13 protein-coding genes are annotated in these 16,178 nt (G+C 70.9%); 9 read left to right on the top strand and 4 right to left on the bottom strand.

Going from position 1 to position 16,178, the window contains the following annotated elements:
- Nucleotides 1-23: 23 nt before the first annotated feature.
- Together OG943_RS27050 and OG943_RS27045 are read right to left on the bottom strand one after the other, a co-directional pair.
- Entirely contained in the window at nt 24-518 is a 495-nt protein-coding gene (locus tag OG943_RS27050; protein ID WP_328603733.1) for a methylated-DNA--[protein]-cysteine S-methyltransferase, read from the bottom strand.
- Between the two features lie 11 nt (nt 519-529).
- Complete coding sequence (locus tag OG943_RS27045) at nt 530-1,996, bottom strand: AlkA N-terminal domain-containing protein (protein WP_328603732.1); 1,467 nt, start codon at nt 1,994-1,996, stop codon at nt 530-532.
- Between the two features lie 748 nt (nt 1,997-2,744).
- Between OG943_RS27045 and OG943_RS27040 the strand changes: the two genes are divergently transcribed.
- Both OG943_RS27040 and OG943_RS27035 read left to right on the top strand, forming a co-directional pair.
- A complete protein-coding gene (locus OG943_RS27040; protein ID WP_328603731.1) occupies nt 2,745-4,325 on the top strand; it encodes an alkaline phosphatase D family protein in 1,581 nt (526 codons plus the stop codon).
- Between the two features lie 19 nt (nt 4,326-4,344).
- Nucleotides 4,345-5,205, top strand: a complete 861-nt coding sequence (locus tag OG943_RS27035) for a COG1470 family protein (RefSeq protein ID WP_328603730.1) — start codon at nt 4,345-4,347, stop codon at nt 5,203-5,205.
- Nucleotides 5,206-5,230: 25 nt separating this feature from the next.
- On the opposite strand, the gene OG943_RS27030 is transcribed toward OG943_RS27035, so the two are convergent.
- Nucleotides 5,231-6,325 (bottom strand): VanZ family protein, encoded by a 1,095-nt coding sequence (locus tag OG943_RS27030; RefSeq protein ID WP_328603729.1) that lies wholly within the window; start codon nt 6,323-6,325, stop codon nt 5,231-5,233.
- A gap of 176 nt (nt 6,326-6,501) precedes the next feature.
- Between OG943_RS27030 and OG943_RS27025 the strand changes: the two genes are divergently transcribed.
- Nucleotides 6,502-6,921 carry a DUF5709 domain-containing protein gene (locus OG943_RS27025; RefSeq protein WP_328603728.1) on the top strand — a complete coding sequence of 140 codons (420 nt, stop codon included), beginning with the start codon at nt 6,502-6,504 and terminating at the stop codon, nt 6,919-6,921.
- 22 nt (nt 6,922-6,943) lie between these two features.
- On the opposite strand, the gene OG943_RS27020 is transcribed toward OG943_RS27025, so the two are convergent.
- The gene (locus tag OG943_RS27020; protein WP_328603727.1) at nt 6,944-7,849 is read right to left on the bottom strand and encodes a DUF3800 domain-containing protein; all 906 of its coding nucleotides are present in this window, start codon (nt 7,847-7,849) and stop codon (nt 6,944-6,946) included.
- A 128-nt stretch (nt 7,850-7,977) separates the two neighbouring features.
- Between OG943_RS27020 and OG943_RS27015 the strand changes: the two genes are divergently transcribed.
- The 6 genes from OG943_RS27015 (at nt 7,978) to OG943_RS26990 (ending at nt 16,057) form a co-directional block, all read left to right on the top strand.
- Nucleotides 7,978-8,226 carry a hypothetical protein gene (locus OG943_RS27015; RefSeq protein ID WP_328603726.1) on the top strand — a complete coding sequence of 83 codons (249 nt, stop codon included), beginning with the start codon at nt 7,978-7,980 and terminating at the stop codon, nt 8,224-8,226.
- Between the two features lie 1,053 nt (nt 8,227-9,279).
- Complete coding sequence (locus OG943_RS27010) at nt 9,280-10,326, top strand: S1C family serine protease (RefSeq protein WP_328603725.1); 1,047 nt, start codon at nt 9,280-9,282, stop codon at nt 10,324-10,326.
- Nucleotides 10,327-10,738: 412 nt separating this feature from the next.
- Entirely contained in the window at nt 10,739-11,281 is a 543-nt protein-coding gene (locus OG943_RS27005) for a sigma-70 family RNA polymerase sigma factor (protein ID WP_328603724.1), read from the top strand.
- Nucleotides 11,281-11,994, top strand: coding sequence for an anti-sigma factor family protein (locus OG943_RS27000; RefSeq protein ID WP_328603723.1), 714 nt, complete (start codon nt 11,281-11,283; stop codon nt 11,992-11,994). Before OG943_RS27005 ends, OG943_RS27000 begins: the two co-directional genes overlap by 1 nt.
- A 101-nt stretch (nt 11,995-12,095) precedes the next feature.
- Nucleotides 12,096-12,425 carry a hypothetical protein gene (locus OG943_RS26995; RefSeq protein WP_328603722.1) on the top strand — a complete coding sequence of 110 codons (330 nt, stop codon included), beginning with the start codon at nt 12,096-12,098 and terminating at the stop codon, nt 12,423-12,425.
- A 311-nt stretch (nt 12,426-12,736) separates the two neighbouring features.
- On the top strand, nt 12,737-16,057 hold the full coding sequence (locus OG943_RS26990; RefSeq protein WP_328603721.1) for a fibronectin type III domain-containing protein: 3,321 nt from the start codon (nt 12,737-12,739) through the stop codon (nt 16,055-16,057).
- Nucleotides 16,058-16,178 lie beyond the last annotated feature (121 nt).

Raw genomic sequence — 16,178 nt, 5'->3', positions numbered from 1 at the left:
GCCGCGAAACCGCCGCGGATCGCTCAGAAGAGTGCCGGGGCGTGGCCGTTCTCGAAGTCCAGCAGCTGCCGTTTGCGGTCGAGCCCGCCGCCGTAGCCGGTGAGGTTGCCGCTGCTGCCGACCACCCGGTGGCAGGGCACGATGATGCTGATCGGGTTCTTGCCGTTGGCCAGCCCGACCGCCCGCGACGCGGTCGGCCGCCCGATCTGCTCCGCCAGCTCGCCGTAGCTGGTCGTCTCGCCGTACGGGATGGTGGTCAGCGCGCGCCAGACCGTCTCCTGGAACGGCGTCCCGCGCAACGCCAGCGGCAGGTCGAACTCGGTGCGCGAGCCCGCGAAGTACTCCTCGAGCTGCGTGATCACCGGGCCGAACGGCCGCTCGTCACGCTCGCCGAACGTTTCCGGCGGCGGCAGGTGCCGCTGCCGCGTCATGTAGACGCCGGCGAGCAGCCCGTCGCGGGCGACGAGGGTCAGCTCGCCCACGGGGCTTTCCATCATCGTGTGCACCGTGGTGGGCATGGTCGTTCCTTTCACGCGGGGATGCGGTTGACGGCGTGGTCGCCGGTGGCCCACAGGTACTGCACGGCGTACGCGCGCCAGGGCCGCCAGCGCTCGGCGCGCTCGATCAGCCCGGCCGGCTTCGCGGGTAGTCCCAGTGCTTCGGCGGCGAGCTTGATTCCCAGGTCGGTGGCCACGAACGCGTCCGGGTCACCCAGCGCGCGCATGGCGATGGTCTCCACCGTCCACGGTCCGAAGCCGCGCAGCGCGCCCAGCTGGGCCCGCGCCCGGTCCCAGTCGCCGCCGACGGTCAGGTCCACTTCGCCGGACGTCAGCGCGTCGAGCAGCCCGAGCAGCGTGGACCGGCGTGACTTCGGCATCGCGAGGGTCTCGGGATCGAGGCCGGCCAGGTCCTCCGGGAGCGGGAACAGGTGGGTGAGGCCGCCTTCGCGGTCCTCGACCGCGGTGCCGTGGGCCAGCACGAGCCGCGCGGCGTGGGTGCGCGCCGCGGCCGTGGACACCTGCTGGCCCAGCACCGCGCGGACGGCGAACTCGTCCGGGTCCGTCGCGCGCGGCACCCGGCGGCCGGGGTCCTTCGCGACGAGCGGCGCGAGCGCGGGGTCGGCTGCCAGCTGCTCGTCCACGGCGACCGGGTCGGCGTCGAGGTCCAGCAGCCACCGGCAGCGGCTGGTCGCCGCCGCGAGGTCGCGCAGGTCGGTGAGGTTCAGCCGGCACGCGATGTGGTCCGGCGTCGGCCGCAGCGAGACGACGCCGTGGCCGTGGGGCAGGCGCAGCGTGCGGCGGTACGCGCCGTCGCGCCACTCCTCGACGCCGGGCACGGCCGTGGCCGCGAGGTGGCCGAAGAGGTTGTCCGGGCACAGCGGCTTGCGGAACGGCAGCCGCAGCGAAAGCCCACCCGGCGACGCCTGCTCCGCGCCCTTCGCGCGCGACCGCAGCTCGCTGGGCGTCAAGGCGAAGACCGCGCGCACCGTGTCGTTGAACGTGCGGAGGCTGGCGAACCCGGCGGCGTGCGCGACGTCGCCCATCGGCATCTTGGTGGTCTCCACGAGCAGGCGTGCAGTCTCCGCGCGCTGGGCCCGCGCGAGCGCGAGAGGCCCGGCGCCCAGCTCGGCGTACACCTGCCGCTCCACCTGTCGGACGCTGTACCCGAGCCGCGCGGCGAGCCCGGTGACGCCCTCCCGGTCGACCACGCCGTCCGCGATCAGCCGCACGGCCCGCGCCACGAGGTCCGCGCGCTCGTTCCACAGCGGCGATCCGGGCGAAGCGTTGGGGCGGCAGCGTTTGCACGCCCGGAACCCCGCCGCCTGCGCGGCCGCGGCACTGGGGTGGAAGCGCATGTTCTCGACCTTGGGCGGCACGACGGGGCAACTCGGCCGGCAATAGATACCGGTGGTCACCACGGCGGTGAAGAACCACCCGTCGAACCGTTCGTCCTTCGACTGCACCGCGCGGACGCAGCGTTCGGTGTCCTCGTACACGATGGCCAGTCTGCCCGGGGGAACCGGCAAAACCTCGCGAAAAAACGACATCACCCTTCGGTGACCCTTCAGCGGCTCTTCGGGCCTTCAACCGGGGCCTCTTCAACCGACGCCTGCAACCGGGGCTTTCAACCGGGCTGCCCGGCGACCGGTTCTCCTTCGTCGCCGCGAGTTCACCCGGGCGATCGCTGCTGTCCGGCCGCGGGACGATGTCGGGCGGCTAATCTCGTCGCCGCACGGTGATCAGAAGGCGGTCATGAAACGATTCACCTACTGTCACCGGGTCTTGTAACCTCTGCGCGACGTGGCTACCATCTCGTGTTGATACGTTTCAAGAACTTGTCCCACCCGCGAAGGCGCGCACGCCGCGACTGGGGAAGCCGCGGGCGGGAACCCGACCGCACCGCGCTTTCCACACGGTGCTCTGTTGCCCGTTCGACTACCCATTCGCTGCTCGCCCGCCTACCTCGCCTGCTCGTGCGCTGACTGCCAGTCAGCCCGCTGCTCGCTCGTGCGCTGGCCAGTCGGTCAGCCTGCTGTTGCCCGCCGCCGGCTCTGCGCTGCCTGCTTACCGCTGCTCGCGTGTCGGCGAGTGTTCCTCCGCTGCCTGCGTGCGGCTGCACTGCTCGCGAGCAGTGCACTGCCAACCGCCGTCGCCTGCCCGGCGGCCCGCTGACCGCCCTGCCCACCCTGGGTTGCCTTGCCTCCCGGCAAATCCGGAGCCACCCAGCCTTCGAAACGGAGCGATGTGGAGAACCCGACCCGACGCAAGTTCCTCACCGTCACCGGCGCGGCCGCCGCGTTGGCGCTCGCCGGGGCGTTGCCCGGTATCGCCGCGTCCGGGGCGGGCGCGGTCGACACCGATCGGGTGCGGGAGTACCCGTTCCGGCTCGGGGTGGCGTCCGGGGATCCGCTGCCGGACGCCGTGGTGATCTGGACGCGGCTGGCCCCGCGGCCGCTCGAGCCGTTCGGCGGGATGGGGGAACGGCCCGTCTCCGTGCGGTGGGAGGTGGCCGAGGACGAGCGGTTCCGCCGCGTGGTGCGGTCCGGCGACGCGATCGCCCGGCGCGAGGCCTCGCACAGCGTGCATGTGGACGTCCGAGGGCTGCGGCCGTGGCGCCATTACTACTACCGCTTCCGCGTCGGCGGGCACTCCAGCCCCACCGGGCGCACGCGCACCTCGCCGACGGCGCAGCAGGCTGTGCCCGCCGTCTCGCTCGCGTACGCCTCCTGCCAAGCCTGGTACGAGGGCTTCTACACCGCCTATCGCGACATGGCGAAGCAGGACCACGACGTCGTCTTCCACCTCGGCGACTACATCTACGAGTACGGCGTCGGCGCGGATGGCGGGCTGCGCCGGCAGGACATGGCCGTCGAGTTCACGCGCGAGACCACCACACTCGACGACTACCGCGGCCGTTACGCCCTCTACAAGACCGACCCGGACCTGCAGGCCGCGCACGCCGCCGCGCCGTGGATCATCACGATCGACGATCATGAGGTCGAGAACAACTGGGCCGGCGACATCTCGGAGAACAACGACCCCGTCGCGCAGTTCCTGGTCCGCCGCGCCAACGCGTTCCGCGCGTGGTGGGAGCACCAGCCCGTGCGCGTCGCGCAGCTGCCGAACGGCCCGGACGTGCAGATGTACCGGCGGTTCCAGTACGGCGACCTGATCCGGTTCAACGTGCTCGACACCCGCCAGTACCGCGACGACCAGGCCGCGGGCGACGGCGTCAAGGCGCCCAATCCCGGCTCGCTCGACCCGAAGCGGACGATCACCGGTGCGGCGCAAGAGAAGTGGCTGCTCGACGGCATGGCCGAGCACTCCGCGCGCTGGGAGGTCCTCGCCCACCAGACCGCGATCGCGCAGCTCGACACCGCCGACGGGCCGCCCGTGCTGGTCCCGATGGACACCTGGGACGGTTACGTCGCCTCGCGCAAGCGGGTGCTCGGCGGGGCGCAGGAACGCAAGGTGCGCAACCTCGTCAGCATCGCGGGCGATCTGCACCGCAGCGTCGCCTCGGAGCTGCGGCCGGACTATGCGGACCCGGCCTCGCCGGTCGTGGCGACGGAGTTCGTCGGCACGTCGATCACCTCCGGCCAGGACGGCATGGACCTCGACCCGGGCGGCCGGACCATCCTGAACGAGAACCCGCATGTGAAGTTCGGCAATTTCCAGCGCGGCTACGTCCGCTGCGAGGTCACCCCGCGCGAGTGGACCGCCGACTACCGCGTGGTCGACAAGGTCTCGATCCCGGACGGCAAGGTCACCTCGCGGGCGAAGCTGACCGTCGAGGACCGCGTGCCCGCCATCCACGTCGGCTGACTTCCCAGGAGGACTTCCCATGCAACGACGTCATTTCGTCGTGGCCGCCGCCGGTGCCGTGGTGCTCTGCGTGGCGCTGACGACCGCCGCGCAGAGCACCCCGGCCACAACCCCTTCGCAGATCAAGCTTTCCGCCTCGCCGGAGCGGGTCCAGGTCGTCGGGCTGCCGTGCCTGCCCGGCGCGCTGACTGTCGGCATGACCAACACCGGCAGCGGCGCGCTCTACGCGGACATGGAGCTGTCCGCGCCGCGGCCGCTCACGCTCGACCGGCGCGTCTTCTCGTCGTGGCTGCCCGCCGCGGAGCCGGACCAGCCGGTGACCGTGAAGGTCGGCGTCACCGTTCCGCGTGATGCGAAACCTGGCAGCTACGCCGTCGACCTGAACGTCGAGCGGCAGCGGCTCACCGTGCCCGTGCAGGTGCTTCCGTTGCCGCTCAAGGGAACTGGCGACAACCTGCTGTTGGGCGAGCAGGCGTCCGCGTCGTCCACGAACGGCAGCTTCGCCGTCTGCGGCGCGGTGGACGGCGACGCGAACAGCGACCACTGGTCCACCTCGACCGGCTGGAACGACGGCACCAAGTCCGTTTTCCCGGACAACTACAGCGTCACGCTGCCTGCGGCCACGTCGATCGGCCGCGTTGTCCTGGACACGCTCGACTCGGCCAAGTACCCGGCGGCGAAGAACGGTCTCCGTGACTTCGATGTGCAGGCTCACGTCGGCGGCGCGTGGGTGACGGTCGCGTCCGTGCGCGGCAACGTCGCGGGCCGGGTGACGTCCACGTTCTCGCCGGTGACCGCTGACGGGGTCCAGATCGTGGCCCTGGACTCGAACGATCACGGGTACTCGCGGATCGTCGAGCTGGCCGCGTATTCGAGCTGACCACGTTGTCCATTAAGGACGGAAGTCAGACACTCACGGTGACCCGGGTCGGCCGGGCGTCGGTCACCGACAGGCCGGTGATCAGGCCGGTCAGCCCGCGGTGGCCGCGGGTGAAAAAGACGAAGAGCACGTTCAGCACGAGCCACCACGTGGTGAGCGTGGACGGCTGGCCGGTCGCCGTCGCGAGGCCGGCCAGCACGAAGTAACCGCCGGAGCCCACCAGGAAGCGCACCACGGACGCGACGGCGGACGGCTTCTCCCCGCGCGCGTTGACCATGGTCAGCAGCACCGCGCGCTGGCCGACGGTGGCGCCGTTGCCGGCCAGCGGCACCACGAGCAGCAGCACCACGGCGGGCAGCCACGTGCCGAGCGCGGCGTCGAGCAGCGGGTGGCCCTGACCGGTGAGCTGCGCGGGATCGTTGAGGTACTCCACCGCGCGCACGCAGACGACCAGCGCGGCGCCGAGCACCGTGACGCCCACCAGGTCGAGCACCATGCCCAGCAGCCGCCGCCCGGTGCGGACCGGGCGGGGCTCGTCCGGGGCCGGCTGCCCGCGCGGGGTGCGCCACAGCATCGGGGCGAGCAGCACGCCCACCGCCGCGCCGAGGGTGTTCGCCGCCAGGTCGCCGGTGTCGAACAACCGGTACGGGCACTGCAGCAGGAACCAGACGCCGGTCAGCTGCGTGAGCTCGATCGTCAGCGAAACCAGGAATCCGCTGCCGATCGCGGCCGCCGCGCGCCACCCCAGGAACCGCCGGGCGAACACACCCCACGGGACGAACAGCGCGACGTTGAAGAGCACCTGCCGCAGCGCCGGATTGTCCAGCAGCCCGGTGTTGAACTGCCGCATGTCGCTCAAGAACTGGACGGGGTTCCACACCGGGTGCCGGAGCGAGGCGTGCGCCGCGCAGTACGCCGCGTCGACGACCGGGAGCGGCACCAGCGTGTACGTGACGAGCGCGAAGCAGTACACGAGGAAGGCGAGGCCCACGATCGCCCGGCCCACCCCGAACTCGCCGCGCCGCCGGTAGCTGACCGCGACGTACGGCACAACGAGCACAAACGCGAGCCCGAACCCAGCGAACAGGGCCAACACCGTCGGCCCGCCCCACTCCGTCACCCGTCGGCTCCTCCGTGCTCGTAGGTGCCGGAGAGGATATCGACGCCGGACGCGTGCCACCGGCCGGGCGTGGACCCCGGATCGGGTGGTTCTGGGCTGGGATCCGGGCGCGCTGCCGGGCGTCGCGGTCCGGATCTCGCAGTAGCCTGCAGGGAAAGCACCCGAGAGGAGCCGTCGTGGACGACGACATCGAGGACAACGCCGACACCGGCGTGCTGGACTCCGAGGACACTTTGCAGGACGGCGACCCTTACGACGAGGGTTACTCACCGCCGGAGCGTCCGCTGGCGGTCGCCGGCTGGGGCACCACGGCCGGCGAGGAGTCGACCGGCGAGAGCTGGGAGGGCCGCCTCGCGCGCGAGGTCCCCGACACTCCTTACGACGACAGCGACGGCCTCGGCGACAGCGAGGACACCGACGGCGAACTGGTCGACGACGAGGTCGGCGACCTGCGCGCGGGCCGATTGGTCGCGACCGACGAGGGGTTCGGCGGCGACTCCGATGAGGAGCTGCACGCCTCCGACGTCGGCATCGACGGTGGCGCCGCCTCCGCCGAGGAGGCCGCCGTGCATGTCGTGAGTCCGCGGGAGCTTTAGGCCGTACCGACGTCGGGAGCGCTTACGGCCGGAGCAGAGCGGCTGCCCACACCGACGCTGGGAGCACGTACGGCTGCAGGAGACCGGTCAGCTCGGCGTCGCCGTGGCCGTGCAGGTGGTCCTCGGCGATCCGGCGCGCGACGCCGGCCAGGAAGTCCGCCACCTGCACCCGCGGGTCGGCGCGGGAGTCGACGAACCGCAGGTCACGGCCGGGCCCGAGCAGCAGGTCGAGCCGCTCCGGCGTGAGCGACTGCTGCTCGTCGTGGACGACGGCGGCGGGCCGCCAGTGCGCGACGGTGTCGACGAGCGCGGGCATCAGCGGGTCCAGCGGCGGCACGAGCTTGGGGTTCGCGAGCAGCTCCGCTCGTAATTCCTCGACGTGCGGCCGTGCCCGCGCGAACTGCCCGGCCCGAGCGAAGAACTCCGCGGACGACGTTCCCTCGTGCCGCGGTGAGGTGCGCAGCAGATCGGTGAACGAGCGCAGGAACTCCGTCCAGCCCGCGGCGCCGTGTGTACGCATTCCGTCGCGGTGCAAGGCGAGGGCCCGCGCGTCCGGGCGCCGGGTGAGGCATTCGGGGTAGGGGACCTCGTCCACGAGCAGGTCCACCACCTTGCCCGCGACGAACAGGGCCTTGTCGGCCAGCAGCACACTCGCGGCGCCCGGCAGTGGCCCGGACGGGCCCAGCAGCCACACGAGCGCCGCCCTGTTCTTGCTCCTGAGCAGGTGATTCGCCTTGTACTCCAACGCGGGCGAGCGGATCCGTTCGCGCAGCTCGGCGACGCAGCCGGCGGCCTCGGCCACGGTGAGCCGCACCCCGGCGTGGGCGAACACGTCCGTGTTCGCGCCGATGAGGTTCTCGCCCTCGGAACCGGACTCGTCGCACGCGATCTCCGCGACGTCCCCGGCGAAAGCACGCCTGGGCCGCACGCACCCGGATCCTGCCAGACCGCGGTGACCACGGCGACCCCGTTTCTCCGGGGACCCCTGGGGTGATTTTCCCGGATGTGGCCACGGCCTCGCGCGGCGCACCATGGGGGACGGCGAAGGGAGTCGTCATGGTGCTGGCGGAGGAGGAAGTCCGGGCGCTCGAAGACGTGCGGCGAGGGTTACTGTCCGTCCACAATGGATTCCTGGGGGCGACGGAGTGTTACCTGTGGTCCGCGGGCGGGCGCGTGCCGCCGTGGGAATGCCAGGCGCTGGACCGGCTGCTGCGCCGCGGTCTCGCCGCGGTGGCCCGCCGCCGCGGCGCCGCGGACAGCCCGGTGGTCCTGACCGACCTCGGCGCGGTGCGGCTGGCGGCTTGAACTTTGGACCTCGGCTGCGATCGGTGGTCTGAGCATTGGCTGCTGCGGCGGCTGATGGCCTGAGCCTTGGCTGTCGGGGTGCGGCGTGCGCTGGTGACCGGTTGCCGGGAGTGGGATGTGGGTTGCTGTCCGGCTGCCGGGGTGCGATGCGGGCTGGTGACGAGCTGCCAGGAGTGCGATGTGGGTTGCTGGCTGGCCGATGGGGTGCGGCGCGCGCTGGTGACCGGTTGCCGGGCGTGGGATGCGGGTTGCTGTCCGGTTGCAGGCGTGGGATGTGGGTTGCCGTCCGGCTGCTTGGGGTGCGATGTGGCTTGCTGGCTGGCCGTCGGGGTGCGGCGTGGGCTGCTGGCCGGTCGCCGGGAGTGTGATGTGGGTTGGTGACCGGCCGCCGGGAGTGCGGTTGTGTACCGCGCTCCCGGCGGCCTGGCGGTCGGCGGCCGTGGCGGTGATCCCAGTACCCCGCGCCGGCCTGGCGCCGACCTGGTGAAGGGAGCAAGATCAACTCGAACCTAACCCACGGCGCCGGGCGGACGGCAGTACTCTCCCCGATCGTGTCGGTTGATCTGCGCCGGCACGGACCCGTGCAGGTGACGGATCGATCCGAGCGGCAGGTGAAGACCCACGATGAGCGAGCAGCCGAACACCCCATTCGGCGCGCCATGGGCGCAGCAACCGGCGCAGCCCACGGCCCCACAGTCGGCGCAGCCCGCCGCCTCGCAACCCGCGCAACCCTCGGCCCCGCAGTCTGCGCAGCCCGCCGCTTCGCAACCCGCGCAGCCCACGGCCATGCAGCCGGTGCAGCCCGTAGCCCCGCAGCCGGCGCAGGGCGCAGTCCCGCCGTCGGCGCAGCCTGTGGGCCCGCAGCCGGCGGAGCCCGCGGAGCCGCAGCTGGCCCCGCCCCCGCCCCCGGGGCCTGGGCCGAACACCCCGCTCGGCGCACCGTGGGCGCAGCAGCCCGCGCAGCCCACAGCCCCGCCGTCGGTCGCGGGAAGTGGGCCGGAGCCGGAATCCGTGCCGAAGCGCAGGCGGCTGCAGGTCCTTGGGATCTCGGCGGTGGTTCTCGTACTCGCCGTGCTCGCGGGGGTCGCGGTGGGGCACTACGCGCAGGGGCCGGCGCCCGCTCCCGCGCCGGTCAGTGCGGCCTGGTCGGTGCCGGCGAACCTCGACGTCGGGGCGGTCACCGCGAAGGTGAGTCCGGCGCTGGTCAACATCGAGGTCCAGCTGGGGCTCGACGGCGGCGGCGCGGCGGGCACCGGCATCGTGCTGAGCCCCGACGGGCTGGTCCTGACCAACAACCACGTGGTCGAGGGCGCCGCCACGGTGCGGGCTACCGACGTCGGCAACGGACGCGCGTACGACGCCGCGGTGCTCGGCTACGACCGGAGCCACGACATCGCCGTGCTCAAGCTCGACGGGGCCAGCGGGCTGATCCCCGCGCAGCTCGGCGACTCGGCGAAGGTCGTGGCCGGCGACGGGGTGGTGGCCCTCGGCAATGCGGGCGGCCTCGGCGGCAAGCCCATCGTGTCGCCGGGGCGGGTGACCGCGCTGGGCCAGACGATCACCGCGTCCGACGAAACCACCGGAGCCAGCGAGACCCTGACCGACCTGATCCAGGTGGACGCCGACATCCAGTCCGGCGACTCCGGCGGCTCGCTGGCCGACGCGCAGGGCCGCGTGATCGGCGTCGACACCGCCTCCGGCGCGGGCTACCAGTTCGACGAGGGCGCGCGTGCGCACGAGGGGTACGCCATCCCGATCAACCAGGCCGCGGCCATCGCGGCGGAGATCGTAGCCGGCCGCTCTTCGTCGACCGTCCACATCGGACCCAGTGCGTTCCTCGGCCTGACCGTGGTCGACGGGGGCAACGGCCAGGGCGCGCTGATCAAGTCACTGGTGGCCGGCGGCCCCGCCGCGAAGGTCGGGCTGAAGCCGGATCTGCTGGTCGTCGCGATCGACGGTCAGCCGGTGCAGTCCGCGACCGCGCTGATCAGGGTGATGGACACCCATCACCCTGGTGACAAACTGAAAATCACCGTCGCCGGTCAGGGCGGCCGCCAGGCCACCGCCACGGTGGTGCCGGAGAACGGGCCGGTCGGCTGACGCCGGGGCCCGATCCCCGCCGCGGGACCAACTGCCGCGGGACCAAGTCCCGCGGGACCAACTGCCGCGGGACCAAGTGCCGCGGGACCAACTGCTGTGTGACCAACTGCTGTGTGACCAACTGCTGTGTGACCAAGCGCGGTGGAGATCAACCGCAGCGGGAACAACTGTTGTGGGATCGACTGGCCGGATTGCCCGTAATGTCATGGCACGAACGGGCAGGGTTCGATGTCCGAAGGTCACGTCGCGCCGACTGATGGACTGGTCCATTCGAGGGAAGTGTTCACTGTCTCGGGGCCATCCTTGGCCACTGTCAGTGGTTACGAGCCTCATGGGGACGGCCGTTCGCGCTGTCCTACAGTTCTGCGCAACACGGTGAGGGTGACTTCGCCGGTTCGGGAGGGTGGTCCGGATGGCCGGGTTGAGAACCCGTCACCGCCAAGAGGTGGCCGACGAGGCGCTCGTCCGCTCGTTGTTCGAAGAGCACGGCAGGGCGATGCTCGCCTACGCGACCAGGCTGCTCGGCGACCGGGGCGCCGCCGAGGACGTGGTGCAGGAGGCGCTGGTGCGCGCCTGGCGCAACCCGGACAGCCTGGTCAACGGCAAGGGCTCGGTGCGCGGCTGGCTGCTGACCGTCGTCCGCAACCTGGTGATCGACAAGGTCCGGGCCCGCGACGCGCGGCCCGCCGAGGTCGCCGAGTCGCCGACCACCGTCGGGGTGGAGCGCGACCACTCGGACCAGGTGGTGGACTCGATGGTGGTGCTCTCCGCGCTGGACGGGCTGTCGTCGGAGCACCGTGAAGTCATCGAGCAGATGTACCTGCACGGCCGAACCGTGACCGAAGCCGCCGAGAAACTGGGTATCCCGCCGGGGACTGTGAAATCCCGCTCGTACTACGGCCTGCGCGCGTTGCGCGAGCTGTTCCGGAACCAGCGGGCGGAGGGGGCGGCCTGATGAGCATGAACGACGAGCACGAGGACCTGGCCGGCTACGTCGCCGGCGAGCTGTCCGCGCGCGAGGCCCAGGCCGTCGAGGCCCACCTGGCGACGTGCGCGGACTGCCGCGCCGAGGTCGAGTCGCTGAACGAGATGCGGGAGTTCCTCGGCGCGCTGCCGCCCGAGGCACTGCTGGACGGCCCGCCCGAGGGCGGTGACCTGCTGCTGCAGCGCACGCTGCGCCAGGTGCGCTCGGAGGCGCGCAGTTCGGCCGGCCGCGGCCGGTTCGTTGCCGTGGCGGCCGCCGTGGTGGTCGCCGCCGCCGCGCTGGGCGCCGGGGTGCTGGTCGGCCGGTCGGGCACGAGCGGCGCGCCGTCGGAAGCGGGGCCGGGGCAGCAGCCGCCCGCCCCCGCGACGTCGAGCGCGGTGCCCGGCACGAAGACCGTCACCGGCACCGGCCCTGGGACACGGCTGACCGCGAACATCGTGCCCGCCGCCGGCTGGGTCCGGGTGGAGGCGGCCGTGAGCGGCATCCCGGCCGGGCAGAAGTGCCGGCTCGTGGTGGTGGGCAAGGACGGCGACCGCGAGATCGCCGGCGGCTGGCTGGTGTCGGAGAAGGCTTCCCGCGAGGGCGCCAAGCTCTACGGCTCCGCGCTCGTCGATCCCGCCGACGTCGCCTCGGTCGTGATCGAGAACACCGACGGCCACGAGTTCGTCCAGGCGAACGTCTGACCCGTAGATCCATTTAGGACAGAAGGACGGACCGAAAGTACGAGCGGTTCCGGCCGTCCGGGTGAGGTGCCGGCGGGGCCGGCGGGACGAGACTCCGTGGCATGAGGAAGATCGTCCTGCTGGGCCTCGTGGCACTGGGGCTCACGGCCTGCGCGGCCCCGCCCCCGACCGTCGACGCCGAGTTTCGCGTGGAGGGCACCGGAACCGCGCAGCTGACCTACCAGTTCCCCGGCTCGAAGCTGCCGGAGGTGGTGACGACGCAGCTGCCGGTGATCATCGAGCGCACCCCCGAAGGCGCGGGCCCGGTGACGCTGAGCGTGCGGCCCGCGTCCGGGATCGTCACCTGCCGGATCGTGGTGGAGCAGAAGGAAGTCGCGAAGCAGACCGGCGGCAACGTCGACTGCCGCGCCGAGCTGGCCGGGACGGGCTGAACCGGCTGGTAAGCGGCGGTTGTCCAGGGTGATAGTTCGTCCCAGGCGCTTCGACTGCCGGTGACAACTTTGCCGACTTCCCCGTTGTGGAGCCGGGAATTTCTTGCGTGCCCGACTGCCCGAGTGCCTTAATGGGACGTCGTAGCATTCCTGTAACGCACATTTCACACGCCCCTTAAATTCCGCTGACGGATGAGCGGCTGACAATTGAGCAGTTTTCTTTAAGTGACGTGTGCGTGTGCTCACTTGGAGGATGACCTGTGAAACAACACAGAAGATGGGTTCGAAGACCGGGCACAAAGGTCATCGCCGTGGTGAGCGCGGCGGCCATGGTGGTCATGGGTCTCGCGATCGGTTCCGGCACCAGTCTCGCGGCTCAAGGTGAGCTCACGCAGAACTACTCATGTTCATTCCCGCTGATCGGCCCGCAGAACGTCTCGGTGACCATCAAGACCACTCAGCCGTCGACCATCGAGACCGGCAAATTCACCCCCGTCATCGAGATCGCCGCCGTGTCCAATGCGGGCAGCACTGCGACACAGGGCCTTCGTCTTGTCGGGGCCGAGTCCATCAAGGGCACCGCCAGGGCGACCTCGACCGTGACCATGCCGGGTACCCAGGGGGACTTGACGGTGCAGGTCGCCGCCGACGTGCCCAACCAGCCGATCCCCGCGGACGGCAACGCTCTTGTCCTCAACGCCACGGGCAGCGCGCCCGCTCTGCGGTTCGACCAGCCGGGCTCGGCGACGCTCGCGGTGACCGGTCTCGAACTGGAGATGACGCCGCTCAAGGCCGATGGCACCCCGACCGGGCTCGGCACCTTCACCTCCGACTGCACGCCGGCCCAGGGCCAGGACACCATCCTGCAGACCTATACGGTGACCGGTCCCGCCATCACGCCGGAGACCGTTGTCGGCACGGGTAACCACCCGCCGCTGCACCAGGTGTACAGCTGCCCGTTCCCGCTGATCGGCAACCAGGACGTCTCGGTCGACATCAGCGCCGCCTTGCCGGACACGATCCCGGTCGGGCAGTTCACCCCGGCGATCGGCATCACGGCGGTGTCCAACGCGGGCAAGACCGCGACGCAGGGGCTTCGGCTCGTCGGCGCCGAAACCATCAAGGGCTCGGCGCTGGCCACCTCACTCGTCACCAGTCCTCAGGGTCATCTCGCCGTCGGGGTGCCGACCGCGATCGCTCAGCAGCCCATCCCGGCCGACGGCAACGACCTGATCGTCAACGCGGGTGGTTCCGCGCCGGCGCTGCGGTTCGACAAGCCCGGCACGGCGACCCTGTCCGTGCACGACCTGGTGCTCACGATGACGCCGCTGACCGCCTCGGGCGCGGAGACCGGCCTCGGTACCTTCGTCGCGGACTGCACGCTCGCGGCGGGACAGAACAACGTCCTGCAGACCTTCACCATCACCTCCGCGCCCGACAGCACGCCGCCTTCGGCCCCTGGCGCCGTGACCGTCGGCGAGGTCACCCAGAACAGCGTCGCGCTGTCCTGGGGCGCCGCCACGGACGACGTGGGTGTCACGGGATATGACGTGTACCAGGGCGCCAGCCTGGTCAAGTCCGTCACCGGCACCTCGGCGACGGTTGACGGGCTTGCCGCGGATACTGATTACAGCTTCACCGTGAAGGCCAAGGACGCTGCGGGCAATGTCTCGCCCGCCACTGCGGCTGTGACTGCGCATACTCAGGCGGTGGCGGACACGCAGGCGCCGACTGTGCCGGGCAACCTGCAGGCCACGGGGACTACGCCGACCAGTGTCGTGCTGGCGTGGGACGCGGCGAGTGACAATGTTGGTGTGACTGGATATGACGTGTATCAGGGCGCCACGCTTGTCAAGACGGTCACCGGAACTTCGGCGACGGTTGAGGGGCTTACCGCGGATACTGATTACAGTTTCTCGGTGGTTGCCAGGGATGCGGCGGGTAACAAGTCCACGCCGAGTGCGGCTGTGACTGCGCATACCCAGGCGGTGCCGGATACGCAGGCTCCGACGGTGCCGGGCAACCTGCAGGCCACTGGGACCACGCCGAGCAGCGTCGCGCTGGCGTGGGACGCCTCGACCGACAACGTGGGGGTGACCGGATACGACGTGTATCAGGGCGCCACGCTCGTCAAGACGGTCACCGGTACCTCGGCCACGATCGACGGCCTTACCGCGGATACCGATTACAGCTTCACCGTGAAGGCTAAGGATGCCGCGGGCAACGTCTCGTCCGCCACTGCGGCTGTGACTGCGCATACTCAGGCGGTGGCGGACACGCAGGCTCCGACGGTGCCGGGCAATCTGCAGGCTACTGGGACTACGTCGAGCAGTGTCGTGCTGGCGTGGGACGCGTCGACCGACAATGTTGGTGTGACCGGGTATGACGTGTATCAGGGCGCCAGCCTGGTCAAGTCCGTCACCGGCACCTCGGCGACGGTTGACGGGCTTGCCGCGGATACTGATTACAGTTTCTCGGTGGTTGCCAGGGATGCGGCGGGTAACAAGTCCACGCCGAGTGCGGCTGTGACTGCGCATACCCAGGCGGTGCCGGATACGCAGGCTCCGACGGTGCCGGGCAACCTGCAGGCCACTGGGACCACGCCGAGCAGTGTCGCGCTGGCGTGGGACGCCTCGACCGACAACGTGGGGGTGACCGGATACGACGTGTATCAAGGCGCCACGCTCGTCAAGTCCGTCACCGGAACTTCGGCGACAGTTGAGGGGCTTACCGCGGACACCGATTACAGCTTCACCGTGAAGGCCAAGGACGCTGCGGGCAACGTCTCGTCCGCCACTGCGGCTGTGACTGCGCATACCCAGGCGGTGCCGGACACGCAGGCTCCGACCGTGCCGGGCAATCTGCATGCCACTGGCGTCACCGAAACGACTGTCGCGCTGGCGTGGGACGCGGCGAGCGACAATGTTGGTGTGACTGGGTATGACGTGTATCAGGGCGCAACGCTCGTCAAGACGGTCACCGAAACCTCGGCGACGGTTGAGGGGCTTACCGCGGACACCGACTACAGCTTCACGGTCGTTGCCAGGGATGCGGCGGGCAACAAGTCCACGCCGAGTGCCGCGGCCACGGCGAGGACCAAGCCGCAGGTGACTCCGCCGGTCGTGAAGTACAGCTACGACCTGACCGGCACGTCGCAGCTCAGGCGGCTTACCGGGCCGATCAGTCTGCGGGGCGGCGTCAACGCCGCGATCACCCTGGTGAACGGGGCTTTCGACGCGGACCTGACCCTCGACCCGACGAGCGCGGACTTCACGCTCTGGGGCTTCGTGCCGATCACCGCGAAGGTCGGGTTCGCCCCGGTCGGCCGGACCACCGGCACGCTGACCGACGGGGTGCTCAAGTCGGCCTCGTCGGTGACGGTCAAGTTGCCGCGGATCACCGTCTTCGGCATTCCGGTCTCGGCGAGCCCGACGTGTCAGACGAAAACGCCCGCCCAGATCCGGCTCCAGTCGAAGCCCGGCTTCGACCCGTCGGCGGGCGGCACGCTGACCGGCACCTACAGCCTGCCGCCGTTGCAGGGCTGCGGGGCCCTGAACAACCTGGTCGGCGCGGTCGCCTCCGGCCCGGGTAACCGCATCACGGTGAACCTCGCCCCACGTCCGGCCGGCTGACCGGCGGACACTGTGAACCGGCCCCGCTGCTGCCCGCAGCGGGGCCGGGTTCGTCGGCGCACCACCACAGCTCGACCGACGCGGTACGCGCGGTACGGACAAGCCTCGGAGTCTGATGTAG

Source organism: Amycolatopsis sp. NBC_00345 (assembly GCF_036116635.1).
Taxonomy (GTDB): domain Bacteria; phylum Actinomycetota; class Actinomycetes; order Mycobacteriales; family Pseudonocardiaceae; genus Amycolatopsis.
This window is presented reverse-complemented; position numbering and strand designations above follow the sequence as displayed.

What these genes read in the sequence shown, in the direction of transcription:
- OG943_RS27005 (WP_328603724.1), top strand. Translation starts at nt 10,739, where the DNA reads ATGGCCGGGTTGAGAACCCGTCACCGCCAAGAGGTGGCCGACGAGGCG.
- OG943_RS27015 (WP_328603726.1), top strand. Translation starts at nt 7,978, where the DNA reads ATGGTGCTGGCGGAGGAGGAAGTCCGGGCGCTCGAAGACGTGCGGCGA.
- OG943_RS27000 (WP_328603723.1), top strand. Translation starts at nt 11,281, where the DNA reads ATGAGCATGAACGACGAGCACGAGGACCTGGCCGGCTACGTCGCCGGC.
- OG943_RS26995 (WP_328603722.1), top strand. Translation starts at nt 12,096, where the DNA reads ATGAGGAAGATCGTCCTGCTGGGCCTCGTGGCACTGGGGCTCACGGCC.
- OG943_RS27050 (WP_328603733.1), bottom strand. Translation starts at nt 518, where the DNA reads ATGCCCACCACGGTGCACACGATGATGGAAAGCCCCGTGGGCGAGCTG.
- OG943_RS27035 (WP_328603730.1), top strand. Translation starts at nt 4,345, where the DNA reads ATGCAACGACGTCATTTCGTCGTGGCCGCCGCCGGTGCCGTGGTGCTC.